Annotated in this window: 19 protein-coding genes and 2 other annotated features; of the genes, 4 read left to right on the top strand and 15 right to left on the bottom strand. The window is 50.6% G+C overall.

What is annotated here, in order from left to right:
* The first annotated feature begins 76 nt into the window (after positions 1-76).
* The 3 genes from P397_RS0112230 to P397_RS0112240 all read left to right on the top strand — a co-directional run bounded on the left by P397_RS0112230 (position 77) and on the right by P397_RS0112240 (position 4,120).
* Positions 77-967, top strand: a complete 891-nt coding sequence (locus tag P397_RS0112230; protein ID WP_028106737.1) for a diacylglycerol/lipid kinase family protein — start codon at positions 77-79, stop codon at positions 965-967.
* 321 nt (positions 968-1,288) lie between these two features.
* Complete coding sequence (locus tag P397_RS0112235) at positions 1,289-2,005, top strand: peptidoglycan DD-metalloendopeptidase family protein (protein WP_026833534.1); 717 nt, start codon at positions 1,289-1,291, stop codon at positions 2,003-2,005.
* Positions 2,006-2,131: 126 nt separating this feature from the next.
* Positions 2,132-4,120 (top strand): penicillin-binding transpeptidase domain-containing protein, encoded by a 1,989-nt coding sequence (locus P397_RS0112240; protein WP_028106738.1) that lies wholly within the window; start codon positions 2,132-2,134, stop codon positions 4,118-4,120.
* A gap of 91 nt (positions 4,121-4,211) precedes the next feature.
* On the opposite strand, the gene trpA is transcribed toward P397_RS0112240, so the two are convergent.
* The 15 genes from trpA to P397_RS0112315 all read right to left on the bottom strand — a co-directional run bounded on the left by trpA (position 4,212) and on the right by P397_RS0112315 (position 20,825).
* Entirely contained in the window at positions 4,212-4,991 is a 780-nt protein-coding gene (trpA, locus tag P397_RS0112245; protein WP_028106739.1) for a tryptophan synthase subunit alpha, read from the bottom strand.
* Entirely contained in the window at positions 4,991-6,190 is a 1,200-nt protein-coding gene (trpB, locus tag P397_RS0112250; RefSeq protein ID WP_026833537.1) for a tryptophan synthase subunit beta, read from the bottom strand. Before trpB ends, trpA begins: the two co-directional genes overlap by 1 nt.
* Positions 6,187-6,765 carry a phosphoribosylanthranilate isomerase gene (locus P397_RS0112255; protein ID WP_028106740.1) on the bottom strand — a complete coding sequence of 193 codons (579 nt, stop codon included), beginning with the start codon at positions 6,763-6,765 and terminating at the stop codon, positions 6,187-6,189. The genes trpB and P397_RS0112255 overlap by 4 nt, the downstream gene beginning before the upstream one ends.
* On the bottom strand, positions 6,752-7,528 hold the full coding sequence (gene trpC, locus P397_RS0112260) for an indole-3-glycerol phosphate synthase TrpC (RefSeq protein WP_028106741.1): 777 nt from the start codon (positions 7,526-7,528) through the stop codon (positions 6,752-6,754). Before trpC ends, P397_RS0112255 begins: the two co-directional genes overlap by 14 nt.
* Entirely contained in the window at positions 7,525-8,544 is a 1,020-nt protein-coding gene (trpD, locus tag P397_RS0112265; RefSeq protein ID WP_026833540.1) for an anthranilate phosphoribosyltransferase, read from the bottom strand. Before trpD ends, trpC begins: the two co-directional genes overlap by 4 nt.
* A gap of 5 nt (positions 8,545-8,549) precedes the next feature.
* The gene (locus P397_RS0112270) at positions 8,550-9,116 is read right to left on the bottom strand and encodes an anthranilate synthase component II (protein ID WP_028106742.1); all 567 of its coding nucleotides are present in this window, start codon (positions 9,114-9,116) and stop codon (positions 8,550-8,552) included.
* Positions 9,113-10,507, bottom strand: coding sequence for an anthranilate synthase component I (trpE, locus tag P397_RS0112275; protein ID WP_035414206.1), 1,395 nt, complete (start codon positions 10,505-10,507; stop codon positions 9,113-9,115). Before trpE ends, P397_RS0112270 begins: the two co-directional genes overlap by 4 nt.
* A 52-nt stretch (positions 10,508-10,559) precedes the next feature.
* Positions 10,560-10,804 (bottom strand) — a binding site (T-box leader).
* A 47-nt stretch (positions 10,805-10,851) separates the two neighbouring features.
* Positions 10,852-11,084, bottom strand: a binding site (T-box leader).
* Between the two features lie 62 nt (positions 11,085-11,146).
* Positions 11,147-12,439 (bottom strand): dihydrolipoamide acetyltransferase family protein, encoded by a 1,293-nt coding sequence (locus tag P397_RS0112280; protein WP_028106744.1) that lies wholly within the window; start codon positions 12,437-12,439, stop codon positions 11,147-11,149.
* A 13-nt stretch (positions 12,440-12,452) separates the two neighbouring features.
* A complete protein-coding gene (locus P397_RS0112285) occupies positions 12,453-13,436 on the bottom strand; it encodes an alpha-ketoacid dehydrogenase subunit beta (protein WP_028106745.1) in 984 nt (327 codons plus the stop codon).
* Positions 13,433-14,446, bottom strand: coding sequence for a thiamine pyrophosphate-dependent dehydrogenase E1 component subunit alpha (locus P397_RS0112290; RefSeq protein ID WP_026833545.1), 1,014 nt, complete (start codon positions 14,444-14,446; stop codon positions 13,433-13,435). The genes P397_RS0112285 and P397_RS0112290 overlap by 4 nt, the downstream gene beginning before the upstream one ends.
* A gap of 13 nt (positions 14,447-14,459) precedes the next feature.
* A complete protein-coding gene (gene lpdA / locus P397_RS0112295) occupies positions 14,460-15,881 on the bottom strand; it encodes a dihydrolipoyl dehydrogenase (RefSeq protein WP_028106746.1) in 1,422 nt (473 codons plus the stop codon).
* Positions 15,851-16,954, bottom strand: a complete 1,104-nt coding sequence (gene buk, locus P397_RS0112300; RefSeq protein ID WP_028106747.1) for a butyrate kinase — start codon at positions 16,952-16,954, stop codon at positions 15,851-15,853. Before buk ends, lpdA begins: the two co-directional genes overlap by 31 nt.
* A gap of 13 nt (positions 16,955-16,967) precedes the next feature.
* On the bottom strand, positions 16,968-18,092 hold the full coding sequence (locus tag P397_RS0112305) for a Glu/Leu/Phe/Val family dehydrogenase (protein WP_026833548.1): 1,125 nt from the start codon (positions 18,090-18,092) through the stop codon (positions 16,968-16,970).
* 13 nt (positions 18,093-18,105) lie between these two features.
* Positions 18,106-19,026, bottom strand: a complete 921-nt coding sequence (gene yqiS / locus P397_RS0112310) for a phosphate butyryltransferase (RefSeq protein WP_028106748.1) — start codon at positions 19,024-19,026, stop codon at positions 18,106-18,108.
* A gap of 143 nt (positions 19,027-19,169) precedes the next feature.
* The gene (locus P397_RS0112315; protein ID WP_026833550.1) at positions 19,170-20,825 is read right to left on the bottom strand and encodes a sigma-54-dependent Fis family transcriptional regulator; all 1,656 of its coding nucleotides are present in this window, start codon (positions 20,823-20,825) and stop codon (positions 19,170-19,172) included.
* Between the two features lie 121 nt (positions 20,826-20,946).
* Here P397_RS0112315 and P397_RS0112320 point away from each other — a divergent pair, with 121 nt between their 5' ends.
* Positions 20,947-21,207 (top strand): DUF2627 domain-containing protein, encoded by a 261-nt coding sequence (locus P397_RS0112320; protein WP_081776989.1) that lies wholly within the window; start codon positions 20,947-20,949, stop codon positions 21,205-21,207.
* Positions 21,208-21,570 lie beyond the last annotated feature (363 nt).

The raw sequence follows: 21,570 nt of genomic DNA on the forward strand, positions 1-21,570 counted from the left end.
GTTTTTTTCTGTTCAGGATTACGTTTATGCAATCTTGGGAAAATAGGAACAGGTAGAATCAAAGGAGGAATCATTTGTGTCAAAAGTCATGCTCATCATCAATCCGTCATCCGGTAAAGAACTTGGCAAAAAACATGCCGAACTCGCAGAAGGAACGTTAGCGCAACGTTTTACGGAAGTCGATGTTCGTTTTACAGAAAAAGAACGCGACGCAACAGAATTCGCGAAAGAGGCCGCACTCGGACAATACGATGCCGTCGTCGCCATGGGAGGTGACGGGACGGTCAATGAAGTCATCACCGGAATTGCCGAACAAGATCATCGGCCGACGCTCGGAATCGTTCCACTCGGCACGGTAAACGATTTGGCCCGTGCTTTAAATATTCCGACAGAGGCAGAAGAGGCGATCCGCGTTTTGGAAGATGCTCCTTCCCGTCCACTCGACATCGGCAAGTATGACGATCACTACTTCATGAATGTCATTGCTGTCGGCTTAATCGCCGAAGCGGTCGAGGAAGTGAGTGTCGAGCAAAAAACGTCCCTCGGTTCTGTCGCTTACTTCATTGAAGGATTAAAAGCGTTTAAAGACCACAGCCCCTACCCAATCCAATTAACAGCCGAGGAAAAATCGTTTGATGGTGAAACGCCGCTTCTGATTATCTCCTTGACCAATTCGGTTGGCGGTTTCGAATCGTTCGCCAAGGACGCCCGCGTTGATGACGGATTGTTGCATGTGTTCATCGTCAAACAGCTTGGTTTCTTTGATGCGTTACAAGCCTTACCAAAACTCTTGACTGGAAACATCTCAGATGCCGATCAAGTCGACTACTTTACGACCTCTCAAGTTCACGTCGATTCGAAAGAACGGCTTCCGATCAACGCGGATGGAGATACAGCCGGCCATCTTCCGGTGACGGTCCAAGTGTTACCACAACATTTGACTGTTTTTTCACCCATCACAGAATAAACGATTGCCTTAAACAAGCCGCTGAAATAAATCAGCGGCTTGTTTCTGTTCTATTTTTAAAAAATAGCAGTTTTTGTTTTATTTTAAAGAAAATAAATTCATATTTAGATTGAAAAAATACCCATTACAATATATGTTATACAACGATAACCTTGCAATGAAACTGAAATATTTTTGTGTTATTCGCGATGCTATAATCATTCTATCAAGAAAATATTTATACATATTACTTACATACGCCTGATATCTTACAACTTTGAAAGGGTCTTGTTCCCTTACATAATCGTCCGTCGCCTTTCACACTTTAGGAGGAACTTCTACATGAAACGCATGATTACAACTATGACAATGACAGCACTGGTGGTTTCTGGTTTCGCTACAACAGGCACTGAAAAAGTTGAAGCGGCAACAACATACAAAGTAAAAGTAACAGCTGATGGTTTACGGGTTCGGACAGGTCCTTCGACTGCTTATAAAGTTGTCGGCAGCGTCAACAGCGGTCAGACATTCAACTATCTTGGTGTTTCCGGATCATGGACAAAAATTTCGTATGGTGGTACGGCACGTTACATCTCTTCTACATATGCAAAAAAATACAGCGTGACGACATCATCAAAAGCAACAAGCGGATTTTCACGTCCAGCCAGCGGTCGGATTGCTCAAGGGTACGGTGCAGCCAGCGGTGTTTATGGCTATACGTTCCATAATGGAATCGATATCGCGGCTCCAACAGGAACACCGGTTTACGCATCGGCTTCCGGAACGGTCATCACATCACGCTATTACGGCGCGTACGGCAACCATATCATGATGAAACATACGGTAAACGGTCTTTCGTATACGACAGTTTACGCTCACTTAAGCAGCCGCGCGGTGTCTGTCGGTCAAACAATCGCCAAAGGTTCACGCATCGGTAACATCGGCAACACCGGTAACTCGTTCGGGTCACACCTGCATTTCGAAATGCACCGTGGAAACTATGTTTACAGTGCTTCATCTGCTGCGAACAGCGTCAACCCTCTGAACTACTTTAATTAAGAACGGAACTTTCCTCACACGAAGCTTTGTCTTCGCGTGAGGTTTTTTGTCGTTCGTTCGAGATGAAATCCTGCGCAAAGCATGATACGGTGGTAAGACATACTTATCGTAAAAGGAGGATTTCCCTTGAAGAAGACGCTCCCGCTTATCCTTTCGACCAGTTTCGCGCTGACGATCCTTGCTGGTTGCCAGGATCAACCGACTCCTGAAGAACGATTAGATGCCTATATTAAATTATGGGAGAAACAAGATTATGACAAGATGTATGCCGATTACGCCAGTGAACAAACCAAACAAACATACGGTAAAAAAGAGTTCATTGAACGAACGAAAAAATTAACCGACTCGTTGGACATCAAAGAACTGTCCGTCAAACGCCTGAAGTCACCGGAAAGCGATGATCAAGACAAGGCCGCTCTCCCTGTCGAAATTTCCTTCGAGACGATAGCAGGACCGGTTTCTTATGAAAAACAAGTTCCGTTAACGTTCGAGAAACAAGGAGATGCGGAAAACTGGTACATCAACTGGGATTCGTCGTTTGTCTTGAAGGATTTTAAGAAAGAGGACAAGGTCCAGTTAACGACGATCGAAGCAAAACGCGGTGACCTGCTCGACTCAAACGATCGTCCTCTGGCAACAACGGGTACCGGTTATCAAGTCGGTGCCACGGCAGGACAGGTTAACGATCTCTCGACACTTGCCAAACTGCTTGACCGTCCCGTCTCTGCCATCGAAGATGCACTCGGCGCCAGTTGGGTCAAGGACGGACAATTTGTTCCCTTGAAGACGCTTGCGGCGGATGACAAATCACAACTGACGCGACTCAAACAAGTCGATGGTGTCACCGTCAAAGAAACGGAAGTCCGCACGTATCCGTTCGGTAAAGCAACGTCACACTTGATCGGCTACATCGGTTCGGCGACTGCTGATGACATCAAACAATCCAAGGAAACGATTCAACCCGGAGAACAAGTCGGAAAACGGGGACTCGAACAAGTACTCGATGAGACGTTGCGCGGCAAGTCCGGTGCCCGAATCGAAATCATCAAACCGGATGATTCGACCGTTGACGTAGCAGAAACCGAAGCAAAGGACGGACAGGACATCCAACTGACGATTGACGGAACGCTGCAACAGCAGACATATAAGACGATGAAAGAGGATCCGGGGACTGCCGCTGCAATCGATCCACGGACCGGCGAGACCCGGGTTCTTCTCAGTTCGCCCGGCTTCGATCCGTCCGAGTTTACGACCGGCATTTCACAGGCGCGACTCGATGCATTGACAAACAATCCCGATCAACCGCTCTTGAACCGCTTTACGAGTGCCTTCGCCCCCGGCTCGACCCAAAAGCCGTTGACGGCAGCAGTCGGCTTAAAGAGTGGAACGCTTGATCCGGAACAAGCGTATACGATTGACGGGTTAAAAACCAAGGTCGACGGCTTTAATGTCACCCGAATCCACGAGACACCCGATCCGGTTAATCTGCATAATGCGCTCGTTTACTCGGATAATGTCTATTTTGCGAAGTCGACGCTCGAGCAGCTTGGAACAGAAACGTTTACGTCGGGTCTTCAGGCGCTGGGCTATGGAGAAAAGATTCCCTTCACCTATCCGATGCGGGCATCGCAAATTTCAAACGACGGCTCGATTGCTTCCGACGGTCAGCTGATGGACACGTCTTACGGACAGGGACAGATGTTGACGAACATTCTGCATCTCGCTTCGATGTATGAAATCTTCCTGACAGACGGTATTATCTACCGACCGACATTATTGACAGACGAAAAAACCAAGCAGGTCTGGAAACAAGACCTGCTTGATGCAAAAGACGCCGCCATGATCCGGGACGACCTCTATGACGTCGTCCATGCCGGTTTCCCGCTCCCGGCGGACATTCCAGAAGTGAAGGTCGCTGGTAAGACCGGAACGGCAGAACTGAAAAAAGCAGGCGAAGAAAACGGACAAGAAAACGGCTTTTTCGTCGGCTACGATGATGACAAAAAAGATTTGCTCGTCGCCATCATGATCGAATCGGTCGAGCAAGAAGACCGGGGCAGCCCGTATGTATCCGGTCTCGTCGCCGATGTCTTGAAAAGTCACGCCAAAAAATAAGACTGACTGCAAAAAAGGGATGCCGGGATATATAATCCAGGCATCCCTATTTATGTTCCGACGGCTGAAAGTCCGTCATTTTTAGATCCACTTACACTGTCACATCCGGTAACCGGGCGGCCATCAACTGTTCGATTGCCGCTTCATCCCCCTGTTGCAGCAACTCGACGATTTTACTGCCGACGATGACACCGGCGACGCTTGCACCTAATTGTCGGACGTGCGCTGGTGTACTGATCCCGAAACCGGCCAAAACCGGAACCGGACTGAGTTGTGCCACGTTCGCCAAGTGTTGCTCGAGTGCATCATCGAAGTTCGTCTGTCCCCCTGTCGTCCCGTTGACCGTCACGGCGTAGAGGAATCCTTCACTGTGCGTCGCGATTTTTTCAATACGTTCCATCGGACTCGTCAGCGACACGAGTTGAACCAGCGCAATGTCCTGTTTGTTGCGGCCGGCAAAAAATTGATCGCTTTGTTCGAGCGGTAAGTCTGGAATGATCAGCCCGTCAACACCAACTTCACGGCAGGTTGCGAGAAACGAATCAATGCCGAACCGGAAAATCGGGTTCAAGTACGTCATGACGACGATTGGAACGCTTGTCGACTGACGCGCAATCCGGATCGCTTCCAGCACATCCTTCAAACTGATCTGTTCCGCCAACGCCCGGAGTCCCGCTTCTTGAATGACCGGACCATCGGCGACCGGATCAGAAAACGGTACACCAACTTCGATTGCTGTCGCACCGGAGCGTTCGAGGAACGCTAAGATGTCCGGTAAACGGTCGATGCCTCCGTCGCCTCCCATGACATACGGGATAAAGGCTTTTTCACCACGTTCGTTGACTGTACGGATTGCTTGTTCTAATCGCATCATGCTTCCCCCTTTAAGGCGTTTCTGACGGTCATGACATCTTTATCGCCGCGTCCGGAGAGACAGATGACAACGACTTCTTCCGGTTGCATCCCTCTTGCAAGTTCCGTCGCCTGCGCGACCGCATGGGCCGACTCCAGTGCCGGAATGATGCCTTCTTTTTGACAGAGCAGTTGCAAGGCATCCAGTGCCTGTTGGTCCGTCACGGCTTCATACTGAACACGACCGATATCTTTTAACAGACTGTGTTCCGGTCCGACTCCCGGGTAATCCAATCCGGCCGAAATCGAATGGGCTTCCGTGACTTGACCATGATCATCTTGCAACAGATACATCATCGATCCGTGCAGGACACCCACTTCACCTTTTGACATCGTGGCGGCGTGTTTTTCCGTGTCGAGTCCGCTTCCGGCTGCTTCGATGCCGTACAACGCCACTTCCTCATCATCGATGAACGGATGGAACATGCCGATCGCGTTACTGCCGCCTCCGACACAGGCGACGATGGCTTCCGGTAACTTGCCCTCTTTTTCAAGGATTTGCGCTCGTGTCTCTTGACCGATGATGGCTTGGAAATCACGGACGATTTCCGGGAACGGGTGTGGTCCGAGGACCGAGCCCATCAAGTAATGCGTATCGTCGACATGTTTGACCCAGTAACGCAACGCTTCGTTGACAGCGTCTTTTAACGTCCGGCTCCCTTGGGTTACAGAAATGACTTTGGCACCGAGTAACTCCATCCGGAAGACGTTGAGCTCTTGCCGGCGGATGTCTTCTTCACCCATGAAGATGACACATTCGAGATCAAGCAAGGCACAGACGGTCGCTGTCGCCACACCGTGTTGTCCGGCACCGGTCTCCGCGACGATTTTTCGTTTCCCCATCCGTTCAGCAAGCAAGGCTTGACCGATCGTATTGTTGATTTTATGGGCACCGGTATGGTTCAAATCTTCACGTTTCAAGTAGATCTTGGCACCGCCGATCGCCCGCGTCAAATGTTCGGCATAATAGAGCGGTGTTTTGCGACCGACATAGTTTTCGAGTAAATCATTCATCCGTTCGTGAAACGCCGGATCCTCTTTCACCTCGGCATAGGCTTGTTCGAGCTCAAGGACGGCTTGCATCAACGTTTCCGGGATATAACGGCCTCCGTAGATTCCGTATTGTCCCAGTGCATCCGGTTGTGAATAACGTGTCATTTAAAAGTCTCCTTTACGGCATCATGAAATGCCTGCATTTTTTTCGTATCTTTTTGACCATTCGTTTCAATACCACTTGAGACATCGACGGCAAACGGTTCATATCGTTCGATCACTTGTCCGACGTTAGCTGCCTGCAGACCACCTGCGACGAATATCGGTTGATCCGCTTGTAAGTCCGTCGTCCAATCAAACGGTTGCCCGCTGCCCGCTTCCGGTGCATCAAACAAGACAAAATCCGCTTTCGGGTGAATCGCATCGATGGCATCCGCCGGGAGCGCCTGAATGATCGGCACCCGTTTCTTGCGGTACAGCTCGTCCGCGACCGGTCCATGGAGCTGGATCATGTCAAGCCCGACCTGCTCAACCGCTTCCTCGATCTCTTGTTGCGTCGGCGAGACGAACACACCCACGACTTGGATCGTTTCGGGAATCTCTGACCGGAGCGCCGCTGCTTCCGCCAGCGTCACTTGACGTTTGCTTGGGGCAAAGACAAACCCGATATAGTCGGCCCGGTCAACCGCGTAGTGCACATCTTCCATTCGTTTCAGCCCACAAAATTTAATGCGTGTCATGTTTGGCTCCACTGACAGCTTGAATGAAATCAGCCGGATTTTCTGCCCGCATCAAGGTTTCGCCGATTAAAATCCCATCCGCTCCCGCTGCGTGCAACATTTTCGCTTCCTCGACCGTCTTGATCCCACTTTCGCTGATATACCGGACATCCGGCGACTTCGTCTTCAGCAACGCAAGCGACGTGTCGAGACTCACTTCGAATTTCTTCAAGTTCCGGTTGTTGATGCCGATGATTTTTGCCTGCAACCGTTCCGCTCGCTCGAGCTCCGTCGCATCATGCACTTCGACCAGGACTTCAAGCCCGCCTGCATAAGCATAGTCATACAGATCGTGTAGCGTGTCATCATCGAGTGCCGCGACAATCAACAGAATCAAACTTGCCCCGTGTGCTTTCGCCAGATCAATTTGAATTCGGTCAACCATAAAATCTTTGCAGAGGACAGGCACATCGACGGCTGCGGTGACGGCTGCCAGATCTTCCATACTCCCTTTAAAATACGTCTGGTCCGTCAAGACCGAGATGACGGTCGCGCCGCTGGCGGCATACCGTTTCGCCTGCGCCACCGGATCGACGTTTAATGAGATGTCGCCTTTTGATGGTGAGGCCCGTTTGATTTCCGCGATGACGGATAAATCGGTCCCGCCAAGTGATTGATGAATCGATGGATTTAACGGGCGATGCTCCGCCGAAGGAACCCCGGTCATTTTCAATTGTGCGACTTCCAGTCGTTTCGTGTCGATGATACGGTCTAAGATATTCATCCGATTGCCTCCTCTTGTTTCATCCGTTGCAAGTATTGTAATTTTTCAAGTGCCCGACCGGAGTCGATGCTCTCTGCCGACCGTTCGATTCCTTCACGAATCGTTTGAACGCGTCCTTCAGCGAACAAGGCGATTCCAGCATTGAGTAACACCGTATCGCGGTATGGACCGGCTTCTCCCTGCAAGACCCGTAAGAGAATGTCCGCGTTTTCCGCTGCTGTTCCGCCGCGGATGGCTTCGATCGGTGCGACCGATAAACCCACTTCCTCCGGATGGAGACTGAAGCGGATCAATTCGCCTTGGTCGAGCAGGACCAGTTGGTTCGTCCCGGCTAGTGACGCTTCATCCATTCCACAGGCTCCGTGAAGCACGATTGCACGTTTTCGTCCGAGCCGATGCAGCGTCAAGGCCATCGTTTCAAGTAAATCTTCCCGATAAATGCCGAGTAACTGTGTTTTTAGCGGCACTGGATTCGTCAGTGGTCCAATCAGATTAAAAATCGTTGGAATCCGTAAGTCGCGGCGTACTTTCATGATTTGTTTGACACGGGGATGCATCCGTTGGGCGAATAAGAAAGCGATCCCGTTCGTCTCAAGCAATGCCGCCAGTTCTTCCGGTGTCTCATCTAACTTCACACCGAGCGCTTCGAGCACATCGGCACTGCCGGTTTTACTGGAAACACTCCGGTTGCCGTGTTTCGCAACCTTCGCTCCGGCGCCGGCCAGTACAAATGCAGCCGTCGTGCTGATGTTAAACGACTGGGAGCCGTCGCCCCCCGTACCGCAGTTGTCGATGAAATCCGTTCCCGTCACCGGAATGTCGAGTGCGACTTCACGCATGATCGAGGCCAGACCTGCTAATTCTTCTGCGGTTTCCCCTTTCGCTTTTAAGGCGACGAGAAAGGCGGCGATTTCGCTGTCCGTGACATCCGTCGCAAACAATTGGCGCGCAGCCTGTTGCATTTCTTCATAACGGAGATGGTTGGCATTCGTTAATTTCGTCAATACATCCTTCATTCCTGTCACTCCTTCGTCAGTTCGATAAATCGTTGAATCATCTGTTGCCCGAGTGGTGTGCCGATTGATTCCGGGTGAAATTGAATCCCGTAAGTCGGATGGTCGCGGTGTTCCAGCGCCATGATCGTTCCGTCTTCTGTCGTGGCGGTAATGTCCAAGACGTCCGGTAAGGTGGTCCGCTCGACGATCAAGGAATGATACCGCATCACGTCCAGTTGTTCCGGCAACCCTTCAAACAACCGTCCCGTTTGTCGGATGCTCGATGTTTTACCATGGCGGATTTCTGCTGCTTCAACGACGTTTCCACCAAATGCTTGCCCGATGGCTTGATGCCCGAGACAGACACCGAGAATCGGAATTTTCCCGGAATACGTCCGGATGACGTCAAGACATATCCCGGCGTCGTTCGGGTTTCCCGGTCCCGGTGATAAGATGATGCCTGCCGGATGTAATGCGGCAATTGCACTCACCTCGATCGCATCATTGCGGATGACTTGTATTTCATCATACGCCGCAGCGAATTGATACAGGTTATAGGTAAAGGAATCATAATTATCGATCAGTACAATCATTTCCAAACCTCCAGTAAGGATTTCGCTTTATGCAAGGTCTCCTCGAATTCAAGGATCGGATCGGAATCATAGACTATACCCGCTCCAGCCTGAACGTACGCTTTTCCGTCTTGGATGACCATCGTCCGGATCGCCAGAGCAAAGTCTAAATTCCCGCTGACATCAAAATAGCCAACCGCCCCGGCATACACTTCCCGTTTTTTCGTTTCGTATTGATTGATCAACTGCATTGCGCGAATCTTCGGAGCACCCGAGACCGTTCCGGCCGGTAAGCAGGCGACGAGCGCATCGGCTCCCGTTTTTCCTTCGGCGAGTGTCCCTTCGACGACAGAAACGAGATGCATGACATTTTTGAAGCGTTCAATCTCCATTTCCCGTGACACATGGATGCTTCCGACCTGACACACTTGACCTAGATCATTTCGTCCTAAGTCGACGAGCATCCGGTGCTCGGCTAGTTCTTTTTCATCGTGTAGCAATTCGTTGGCGAGAGCTTGATCCGCCTGTTTCGTTTTTCCACGCGGTCGTGTTCCGGCAATCGGATTTGTCGTCACGTGCCGTCCTTTGACCTGAATCAAACTTTCCGGCGAAGCACCCAGCACGATCACTTCTCCTAAATCGATGTAAAAGAGGTACGGGCTCGGGTTGTCCTGCCGGAGTTTCCGGTAAAAGTGGAACGGATCGCCGACGAAAGTCGCATCGAGTCGTTGCGATAACACGAGTTGGAACACATCCCCTTGCCGTATATGTTGTTTCGCCTGTTCAACCAACGAAAGGAACGCCTCTTTTTCGATTTGCGGTTGGTAGACGATGTTTTCAAGCGGTCGCTCCATCCGTGTCCGTTCACCGGTCTGTTCCAGCTGTGCTTTACGTTCATGGAGTCGCCGGGACATCTCTTCCCGGTCAGTCAGTCCTCCGAGTGACGTCTGGATCAAGTGGACCCGGTGTTCCAAATGATCATACAAGATGATTTCGTCATACACGGCAAGCAAGGCATCCGGTAAATTCCGGTCGCTGTCCGGCACGGCACCGATGTTCTCATAGGCACGAATCGCATCATACCCGACATAGCCGATGGCGCCACTCAGAAACGGGAAATCCGTTTCGGTAGCCGGACGGGTGACTGCTTGTTGCAAGAGTTGAACCGGGTTCCCCGTCATCACATGTGTCTCTCGTGTGTGAAGATTTTGCCGTGTCACCTGATTTCCTTCCGCCCGAAGCAATTCGACCGGGTTGACCCCGATGATCGAGTAACGGCCGTTACCCGCGCTTGCCGAGCTTTCAAGCAGACATTTCCGATCCCCTTCGAGCTGTAAAAAAATCGAAATCGGTGTCAGTTCATCTCCGTTCATCTCCAGTTGTTCCATTATCAATTGTTCTGTCTCGATCATCCTGTTTCGCCTCCTGATATAAAAAAAGTCCTCCATACAGCAAATATGCCGTATGGAGGACGATAGACTCGCGGTGCCACCTCACAATTGGAACAACAAATGTTCCCTCTCATTTCCGATGCGTCTTGACGAGACATCGTAGCCTAAGATAACGGGGGCTTCCGTCATGGCCTACTTACCGTTCAGCCATGCTCTCATGAGACCATTCATCAGACATCGCTGTACGGAAGTTCCACCTCTCTTCCGCTCTCTGGAACAACGATTTGTTTGACTACTTAACTCATTCATCGATTTTTTTATGCAGTTGAATACGAAAAGGGTCTTCTCGCCCATTCATGATAAACATGAAGGACGGGAAGACCCGCGGTACCACCTTCGTTGACTATTACTAGTCCCCTCGAACGAACCGGTTGCCCTGATTCGTCGTCCTCGATAACGGGAGGTAGCCGTCAGAGCCTACTGTAAGTTCGGTCTGATGCTCAGAAGTCCATTCACCTGTTTCCCGATACTGATTCGCACCACCCATCAGCTCTCTTGAATCGTTTCATAGGCTACTTCTCTTCGTCATTGCGTCTGTTGTTGTCTAATTGTTTTTTATGTTACGTCGGAAACCGTTTTCTGTCAATAGATTTGTCTGAATCAATATAAAGACAATTGATCCGGATCGATTGACTCGAGTGCTTGCTTGACCGTCTGGAGGAACTGACCGGCTACGAGTCCGTCGAGCACCCGGTGGTCGATCGACATACACAGGTTGACCATGTCGCGCGCTGCAAACATCCCATTGACCCAGACCGGACGTTTAACGATCGATTCAACGGATAAAATCGCCGCTTGCGGGAAATTCAGAATCGGTGCCGACTGAATCGAACCGAATGATCCGGTATTGTTGACCGTAAATGTTCCGCCCTGCATCTCGCTTGAAGACAACTGGCCGGCTTGCGCCCGTTTGCCGAAATCATCGATTGCCCGGGCCAGTCCTTTAATGCTGAGATCATCGGCATTCTTGACGACCGGTACAAACAAGGCTTCTTGCGTGGCGACGGCCAGTGACAAGTTGATCGCTTTTTTCTGGATGATCTTGTCGCCTGCCCAAGTTGAATTCATGATTGGATGTTTTTTTAGACCTTCGACCGTTGCTTTCATGAAGAACGGCAGGAACGTCAATTTCACGCCTTCTTGTTTGAAGAAAATATCTTTATGGCGGTTCCGGGCTTCGACCAGATTTGTCACGTCAACTTCAATCATCAACCAGGCATGCGGTGCTTCCTGTTTCGAACGCACCATGTTCGTTGCGATGGCCTGACGGACACCTGCCGTCGGAATTTCAATGTCTCCGGCTTCTGTTGTGCTCGTCACCGGTTTAGCTGCTTGAGGCCGCGCGACTTGCGGCTGTTCTTGTCGTTCCGGTTGTGTTGCTGGTTTTGCTGCCGGGACTGATTGAATCGTCGGCGCTTCGACGGTATCCGGCTGACGCGTTTGTCCCGTCTCAATCACTTTTAAGATATCTTTTCGGGTAATCCGTCCACCGGCTCCCGTCCCCGTCACGTGTTCAAGATCAATCGCATGCTCCGACGATAACTTCAGAACAGCGGGAGAATAGCGTTTTTTCATCGACTGGTCACTGGAAACGGGTGTTTCTTCGACAGCTGGAACGGCTTCTTCCGTCGCCGCGACTTCCGTTGAACCGCCGCTGACTTGCAAGGTGACGATCGCTTCCCCGACTTGCAGCGTGTCACCTTCTTCTGCGAGAAGTTGATCGATGACACCATCAAACGACGACGGGACTTCTGCCGTGACTTTATCCGTGATGACTTCTGCAATCGGATCATATTTTTTGACCGTATCGCCTGGTTTGACGAGCCAGAGGGAAATCGTCCCTTCCGTTACACTCTCACCAAGTTGTGGCATCGTTAATGTTTCGGTTTTCATTGACGTTTCCCCCTTAGTACGCGTGTAGCGTCCGGATTTTGTCTTCGATTTTTTCACTCGAGACGTTAAAGAATTTTTCCATCGTCGGTGCGTATGGCATCGCCGGTACATCCGGACCACACAGACGCTCGATTGGCGCGTCGAGATCAAACAGTGCTTCTTCCGCGATGATCGCCGACACTTCACTCATGACGCTGCCTTCTTTATTGTCCTCTGTCACGAGTAAGACTTTCCCCGTTTTTCGGGCTGCTGCGACGACCGCTTCCCGGTCGATCGGGTAAACCGTTCGTAAGTCCAGGATGTGGACATCAATGCCGTCTTTTTCAAGGCGGGCTGCCGCGTCAAGGGCGAATTGAACGCAAAGACCGTACGTGATGACCGTCAAATCTTCGCCTTCCCGCTTCACATCGGCTTTGCCGATTTCGACGATGTAATCCTCTTCCGGAACTTCGCCTTTCAGAAGACGGTATCCGCGTTTATGCTCAAAGAACAGGACCGGATCATTGGAACGGATGGCTGCCTTCAGCAATCCTTTTGCATCGTACGGGTTAGAAGGAATGACGATTTTTAAGCCCGGTGTTGAATTGAACATCGCTTCGACGGATTGTGAGTGGTAAAGTGCTCCGTGAATCCCGCCGCCGAATGGTGCCCGGATGACGATTGGACACGACCAGTCATTGTTTGAACGATACCGGATTTTTGCCGCTTCACTGACGATTTGGTTGACGGCCGGCATGATGAAATCAGCAAACTGCATCTCAGCGATTGGTCGCATCCCGTACATCGCAGCTCCGATTCCGACACCGGCAATTGCGCTTTCAGCAAGCGGTGCGTCGATGACACGTGCTTCCCCGAACTGTTCGAGTAGGCCTTGTGTCGCCCGGAAAACGCCGCCGCGGACGCCGACATCTTCCCCGAGGACGAACACCGATTCATCGCGTTCCATTTCTTCTTTGATTGCACTGTTGATCGCTTCGATTAAACTTAACGTCGTCATTTCGTTTCCCCCTCATCGTACACGTAACGGAGTGTGTTTTCAGCTGTATCGTAGGCCGCTGCTTCCGCATAAGCCGTCGCTTCATCAACTTCTTGTTCAAGTTTCGCTTCGATGTCTTGTGCCGTTTCTTCCGTCAAGACACCCATCTGAATCAATTTTTCCCGGAACAGTTTGACCCCGTCACGTGTTTTCAGTTCAGCCAGTTCTTCCGCTGAACGGTACGATTTATCATCATCATCCGATGAATGGGGCACAAGCCGTTCGACTTCAACCTCAATCAATGTCGGACCTTCACCGCGAAGACCACGTTCACGGGCTTCCTTGACGGCTTTATAAACGGCAAGCGGATCAATACCGTCAATCGTCACACCCGGCATCCCGTAACCGATTGCCCGGTCGGCGACGTGTTTCGCCGACAATTGTTTCGAGAGCGGCGTCGAAATCGCATATTTGTTGTTTTCACAGAACAGGATGACCGGCAGTTTATGAATGCCGGCAAAGTTTGCGCCTTCGTGGAAGTCGCCTTGGTTCGACGAGCCTTCGCCAAACGAGACATAGGCTACAAGCGGCTCTTGACGCATCTTCGCAGCTAGGGCAATCCCAACGGCATGCGGGACTTGTGTCGTCACCGGGCTAGATCCCGTGACGATGTTGAGGGCACGTGACCCGTAATGGCCCGGCATTTGGCGTCCGCCGGAGTTCGGATCTTCCGCTTTGGCGAAGGCGGATAACATGATGTCCCGCGACGTCTGACCAAAATGCAGGACGACACCAAGATCGCGGTAATACGGCAGGATATAGTCCGTTCCTTTTTCAAGGGCGTACGCTGCACCGACTTGTGCTGCTTCCTGTCCTTGACAGGAGACGAGGAATGGAATTTTTCCCGCCCGGTTCAATTTCCACATCCGTTCGTCAATCTTTCGTGCGCGCACCATCGTCTCAAACATTTGAATGGCATCTTGCTCCGTCAAACCCAGTTCGACGAGTTCTTTGAATTCTATTTTTTCCATCTGTTTTTCCTCCTTAGGCATGAACCGCTAATCCATCGACTGCTAACGCTGCTTCACCAAATGCTTCTGAAAGCGCCGGGTGCGGGTGAACAAGCTGACCGACCTCCCAGGCTGTTGCATTCAAGACAAGCGCCAGTCCTCCTTCACTGATCAACTCGGTCGCTTTTGGTCCTACGATATGGACCCCGACCAAATCATCCGTTTTCGCATCGGAGACGAGTTTGATAAATCCTGCTGCTTCACCTTCAATCCGTGCTTTACCGAGACCGTTAAACGAGAACATCCCCGTTTTGACATCGAGCCCGGCCGCCTGTGCTTCCGCTTCTGTCAATCCAACAGAAGCCGCTTCCGGCACACTGTAGATACAACGGGGCACAAACGCATAGTTAAGCGGCGTCGTCGAACCGTTGACAATCGTTTCGACCGCTTTTGCACCTTCTGCCGAAGCCACGTGCGCCAGTTGCAGGCGTCCGATGACATCGCCGATGGCAAAGATATGATTGTCCTTCGTCCGGAATTCATCATCAACTTGAATGAATCCGTTCTCGACGACGATGTTCGTATTTTCAAGTCCGATCCCTTCGACATTCGCCATCCGACCGATTGCGACCAACAATTTATCGGCAGCAAGCGTCGTCTTGTCGCCATTTCGGTCGACATCGATCGTCACACCGGACTCTGTCAGTTGGAAGCTGTCGCTTTGTGCAGCTGCGCTCGTCATGATCTTGACGCCGCGCTTTTTGAGCTGACGGGCAACTTCCCGGCTGACGGCCTGATCTTCCGTCGGTAAAATCCGATCACTGAACTCGACGACGGTGACAGCGACGTCAAAGTCCGTCAGCATCGACGCCCATTCAATCCCGATGACGCCGCCGCCGATGATGACGATTGATTTAGGTAAGGCATTCATATCGAGTGCCTCATCTGAACTGAGGACGTACTCCGAGTCAAACGCCAGACCGTTCAACGGACGTGGGCGTGAACCCGTCGCAACAATCAGCTGGCGCGGTAAAATCAACTCGCCGTCGCCTTCTTCCGGCTCCACGCTGATCGTTCCCGGCATCGGTGAAAAGATACTTGGTCCAAGAATCGAACCGCGACCGTGAAAGACTTCAATTTTTCCTTTTTTCATCAGATGCTGTATTCCGGATTCGAGACCATCGATGATGTCTTGTTTCCGTTGTTTGACCTGTTCGAACCGTAAAAACGATTCCGGTACGTCGACGCCATATGTAGCGGCGTGTTTGACTGTCTGATAAACCGCTGCCGACTTCAAAAATGCTTTGGAAGGAATACATCCACGATGAAGACAGGTTCCCCCGAGTTTCCCTTGTTCTACGATTGCTACCGTCTTCCCGGCTTGGGCAGCACGAATCGCTGCAACATATCCACCGGGACCACCACCTAGGACAACGACGTCGAATTCTCTAGCCATGTTGGTTCGCCTCCATATTCCTTAACTTGTTCCTCATTGCGCAGGACACGTAATACACCTTCCGCAAGAGCCCGTAATTCATCTTCTCCCGGGATCCGAACGACAGACCCGAGATGCGCAATCCGCTCTTCGATCGCACTGGTCAACCGGTCACTGTAGGCAAGTCCACCCGTTAAGAGGATTGCATCGACCTGACCATATAAAACAGCACTTTGGGCTGCGATTTCTTTTGCAACTCGATACGCCATTGCGTCATATAATAAAGCAGCTTTTTCGTCGCCATCGTCAATCCGGCGTTCGATTTCAACCGCGTCGTAAGTGCCTAAGTGCGCGACAAGTCCGCCTGACCCAACGACCAGACGCTTCATTTCTTCGAGTTTATACTTGGTACTATAACATAGTTCTACTAGTTGACCAACAGGCAAGGACCCGCTCCGTTCCGGTGAAAAAGCACCTTCTCCGTCCAGTCCATTGTTGACATCAATCACACGTCCGTTGAGGTGAGCCCCGACTGTAATTCCCCCACCCATATGGGCAACGATCAGCCGCAATTGTTCATACGGTGTTTCGATATCCTTGGCATAGCGTTTTGCGACGGCCTTTTGATTCAAAGCATGAAAAATACTTTTCCGTTCAAGTTCAGGCAAGCCTGTAATCCGGGCAATCGGTTCCAGTTCGTCCACGACGACCGGATCGACGATAAATGCCGGAATCGAGAGTGATTGGCCAATCTCATCAGCGAGCAGACCACCAAGATTTGAAGCATGGACGCCAAACGTCCCGTTTAACAGATCGTCCCGCATCTCTTGATTGACTTGATAGGTTCCGCTGACGAGCGGACGAAGCAGACCGCCACGCCCGACGATTGCCGTAAGCGCTTTCAATTCAATCCGTTCTTGTGCCAACACATCGAGGACGACTTGGCGTCTGATGTTCAGCTGATCTGAAAGCGGTCCTCCGACCGCTTCAGCTGAATGGCGCAACGTTTTTGTAAACACTTGCTCTGTTCCATCAAAGATTCCGATTTTCGTTGAGGTTGAACCCGGATTGATGGTTAAAATACGTTCGCTCATGAAACTCCTCCTCTTATCCGCGTGATCCCAGGATGTTTTTATCACGACGTAAAAACTGGCTCCGCGCACTGCCCATCGTCGCAATCCGTTCTTCCGCCATTTTTTCTGCTGCCCGGTATGTCGGCAGATGATCACGTTTCGCGATCTCGATGACTTTTGAGACGGCATCATAGACAAGTTCCACTTTTTTCATTGCCCGCTCGCGGTTGTACCCGTCGAGTTCATCGGCGACGTTAATGACACCACCCGCGTTGATGACGAAGTCCGGTGCGTAAAGAATTCCGCGTTCTTGTAACATGTCACCGTGACGGTCTTCTTTGAGCTGGTTGTTTGCTGCCCCGGCGATGATTTTAACTTTCAATTGCGGAATCGTCTCATCGTTGAGTGTTGCACCTAAGGCACATGGAGCAAAAATATCCGCATCGACGCTGTAGATTTCGTCCGGTCCGACGACAAGTGCGCCAAACGCTTCTTCCGCACGGCGTAGAGCGTCTTGGTTGATGTCCGTGACAATCAGTTTTGCCCCTTCTTCATGCAAGTGGCGGCATAAGTTAAAGGCGACGTTCCCGACACCTTGAATCGCAATCGTTTTACCACCCAACGAATCTGTACCATATACTTCTTTCGCTGCTGCCTTCATCCCGCGGTAAACGCCGTACGCCGTGACCGGTGACGGGTTGCCGCTCGAACCGAACGCCGGGCTGACTCCTGTTACGAAATCTGTCTCCATGTGGATGTAATCCATGTCGGCGACCGTCGTGTTGACGTCTTCCGCTGTAATGTAACGACCGTTTAACGATTGGACGTAACGACCAAATGCGCGGAATAGCGCTTCTGATTTTTGTGTTTTCGCATCACCGATGATGACGGCTTTTCCACCGCCGAGGTTGAGTCCGGCTGCCGCGTTTTTATACGTCATTCCTTTTGCCAAACGAAGGGCGTCAATCAACGCTTCCTCGTCAGAGGCATAGTTCCACATACGGAGTCCGCCGAGAGCCGGTCCGAGTGTCGTATCGTGAATGGCAATGATCGCTTTCAGACCTGAGACTTTATCATGGCAAAAGACGACCTGTTCATAATCTTCCATCGTCATCGTTTCAAAGATACTGAATCGTGCTTCTACATTTGTTTCCACCATTGTGAGTTCCCCCTTAGATTGTCTGCTTGATCTTTTTAGTTGGTTGCGCATTGAGTAAGGCAAAGGCCAAGGAATATAATTTTGCTTCTGCTGTATCGGCGCGACTCGTCAAGACAACGGGAGCCTTCGCCCCTACCAAGATGGCAGCGACCGATGCATGTGCAAAATACATCAATGATTTATAAATCACGTTTCCGACTTCAATCTGAGGGACGACAAGAAGATCCGCTGCCCCCGCAACGTCTCCTGTCAGCCCCTTTTGCTTCGCCGCTTCTAAATTGACGGCATTGTCTAATGCAAGTGGACCGTCAATAAGGCAATCCTTAATCTGTCCGCGTCGATTCATCTGTGTCAGCAAAGCGGCATCAATGGTCGCCTGCATGGTCGGATTGACGACTTCGACAGCCGCCAACACCGCCACTTTCGGTAATGTATACCCAATCGCCCGCAGTGCCGTTACACCGTTTTCGATGATATGGACTTTATCTTCCAGTGTCGGAGCAATGTGAATGGCTGCATCCGTCAGCCCAATCGCCGTGTCACGCCCTGGTACTTCAAACAGGGCGACATGGGACAAGACGTTGCCTGACCGTAAACCGGTTTCTTTGTTCAGAACGGCTTTCATGAACGTTGCCGTCGGAACAAGCCCTTTCATCAAGACATCCGCATCCCCTTTACGCACAGCATAAGCTGCCCGTTCTGCGGCTTCTTGAGCTGTTGCTGTGTGTGTGATGACGAATTGGGATTCATCCAATCGCCGGTCGTGAATCATCTGTTGAATCCGTGTCGCATCCCCGAACAAATGAAAACGAGCCAACTCATTTTCGATTGCAAGCGACACTGCATCCATGACTTCCTCATCGTCCGCTGAGGCGATGGCTACAACGGAATCCTCCAGACGTGCTGCTTGCTGGACCATTACATCAAATCTCAACTTATTCCCCCCTCACCTGTCGTTCTTTTATTTACTAGCAATTTTCGTGCCAAACCATAATGCTTGTCATGTCTGTCTTCTTCTTCTTTAATTTTGCATGGTTTTGCACTTTTTGCAATATCTTGCACGCAAAAATATGCAATTCAGCATTGAATGTTAAACCGTTCGACTTTGTAATACAGTGCCCGCAAGGAGATGCCGAGTTGTTTGGCGGCTTCCGTTTTATTTCCGTTGACGGCTTCGAGCGCCTCCCGGATCAACTGTTCCTCTACATAAGACATCTCGTCAGACAAGTGTTTGATTTCTTTTTTTGGACGTTCCGACCGTTTCGGTGTCGTCGGAACAACAAGTTGTAAATGTCCTTTGCGCAAGACCCGTTCTGCTTTATCCGTAAAGATCAAGGCGCGCCCGATGACGTTTTCCAATTCGCGCACGTTGCCTTTCCACGTCTGTTTTCGAATCGCTTCAAACGCATCTTCTGAAATCCGTTCGACCGTCCGACCATAACTTTGATTGAGTTTTCGCAGTAAATGCGTCGACAGTGGAGATAAATCATCTGGACGTTCCCGTAAAGCCGGTATGTGAATCGGCAAGCGGTTGATCCGGTAATACAAATCTTCCCGAAATTCACCGGTGATGATTTTTTGTTCTAAATTGGCATTGGTCGCCGCAATGATGCGGACGTCGACCGGAATCGCTTTTGTCCCTCCGACCCGGACGACCTCATTTTCTTGCAGGACACGCAACAATTTGGCCTGGACATCGAGCGGTAATTCTCCAATCTCGTCTAAGAACAAAGACCCGCCGTGGGCTTCTTCAAAGTATCCCCGTTTCCCCCCGCGGCGTGCACCGGAAAAAGCTCCCTCTTCATAACCAAACAATTCGCTTTCAAGCAGACTCGGCGCAATCGCTGCACAATTGACCCGGACAAACTGTTCATATTTCCGGTCACTGGCTGCATGAATCGCATGGGCAAACAATTCTTTACCCGTTCCGGATTCACCACGAATCAAGACATTGACCGGCATCGTCGCTGCTAATTTGGCTTGATCCACGACAAAACGCATCGGTTCGCTTTCCGCGATGATGTCGTCAAACGTATATTTCGCTTCGAGTGTCCGGATTTTTTGACGGGCCGCTTTCAGTTCTTTTGCCAATGCTTTCATCTCGGATATATCCCGGATGACGCCGACTGATCCCCTGACCTGTCCGTCGACGACGACCGGCGCCGCATTGACGATGATGTCGCGCCGGTCCTGGCCAATCTTCATCCGTGCATCGCGGACGTTCTCCCCCGTTTCGAGTACACGCAAATGGACTGATTCTTGCATCCCGATATCGGCACTGGCGGGTTTTCCGATGACATCCTGCTCCGTGTAGCCTGTCATGCGGGTATAGGCCGGATTGATCAACATTGTTTCACCGGCTTGGTCGGCAACTGAGATCGCCTCACTTGTACAATAAATGATCGCTTCTAACATCCGCTCTTTTTCTGCAAGACGCTCGAGCAGGACACGAACGAATTCTCCCGGCAAAACAGCAGCCTGCGGGAAAAACTGGATCAATTGCTCCAGGACACCTTGTTCTCCTGTCGCATCAATAATAAAGTCAATATCCGTTCCTTGAAAAGCAGTCCATGTCGTTTCGACACGAATCTGTCCTCGTTTCGCAAGTTTTATTCCTGCGGCTTGTTCATTCGAGTCGACGACCCCGATGACCGTCAACAAAGGGGAACGCTGAAATGCATGAAGCACTTCGGTTCCTCCCTGCCCCGCACCAACAATCAATAGATGATGCATTTTGATTCCCCCTTTGAAACTGCTTACACCTTTATCCTACCTGTATTAAAACAGGAGGGCAAATCCAATTCGCAGTCCTGTTCATTTTCTGATACAATACGCTTGGAAAGGGGTCACAATCATGCGAATCATCGGTTTATTATCTTTATTCATTCCCGGCGTCATCGGTGCAATCGGCATCAAGCTGATGCGGGACAGTGTGTTCTTAAAAGCCCAGTTCCCCTTCCGGTATCTCGGGGATTCTGCCTATGTATATGTGTTACAAGGTTTCACCGGATTAGTCTTGGCCATTGGCGGGATTGGTTTTGTGGCCGGTTACGTCTTTTATCGCGACCGTAAGCGAGGAAAAGTATCGGATCGTTATCAAAACCCCAAAAAATAAGCACACAAAAAGGTCCCCATCTCTTGAACTCATTTCAAGCGCGGGACCTTTTATTCATATAAAGTTGGTTTCACTTACGGATGAACTCCTCTCATAGTAGAACTATTCGTGTACTTCAAAACCATAGGTGGTCCTCTTAATGAAGAGGTTGAAAGAAATCAGATCTGGCTATCGAGCGATCGATAGAAAGATGAAGCTACTCCATCATCTGACTTTACTTGGACCTAGGTGAAGCATAATGTCATCCGCTTAACGCAGTCGATCATTCGGTTGCTAACATTCACTGCTAGACAACACTCCTTTTCACGAACTGTACTTGTTGCTGGTCGTGCTTGGTGTTCGTATTGCTGTGGACGTTTAATT

The organism is Exiguobacterium undae DSM 14481, assembly GCF_000620805.1.
GTDB lineage: Bacteria > Bacillota > Bacilli > Exiguobacteriales > Exiguobacteriaceae > Exiguobacterium_A > Exiguobacterium_A undae.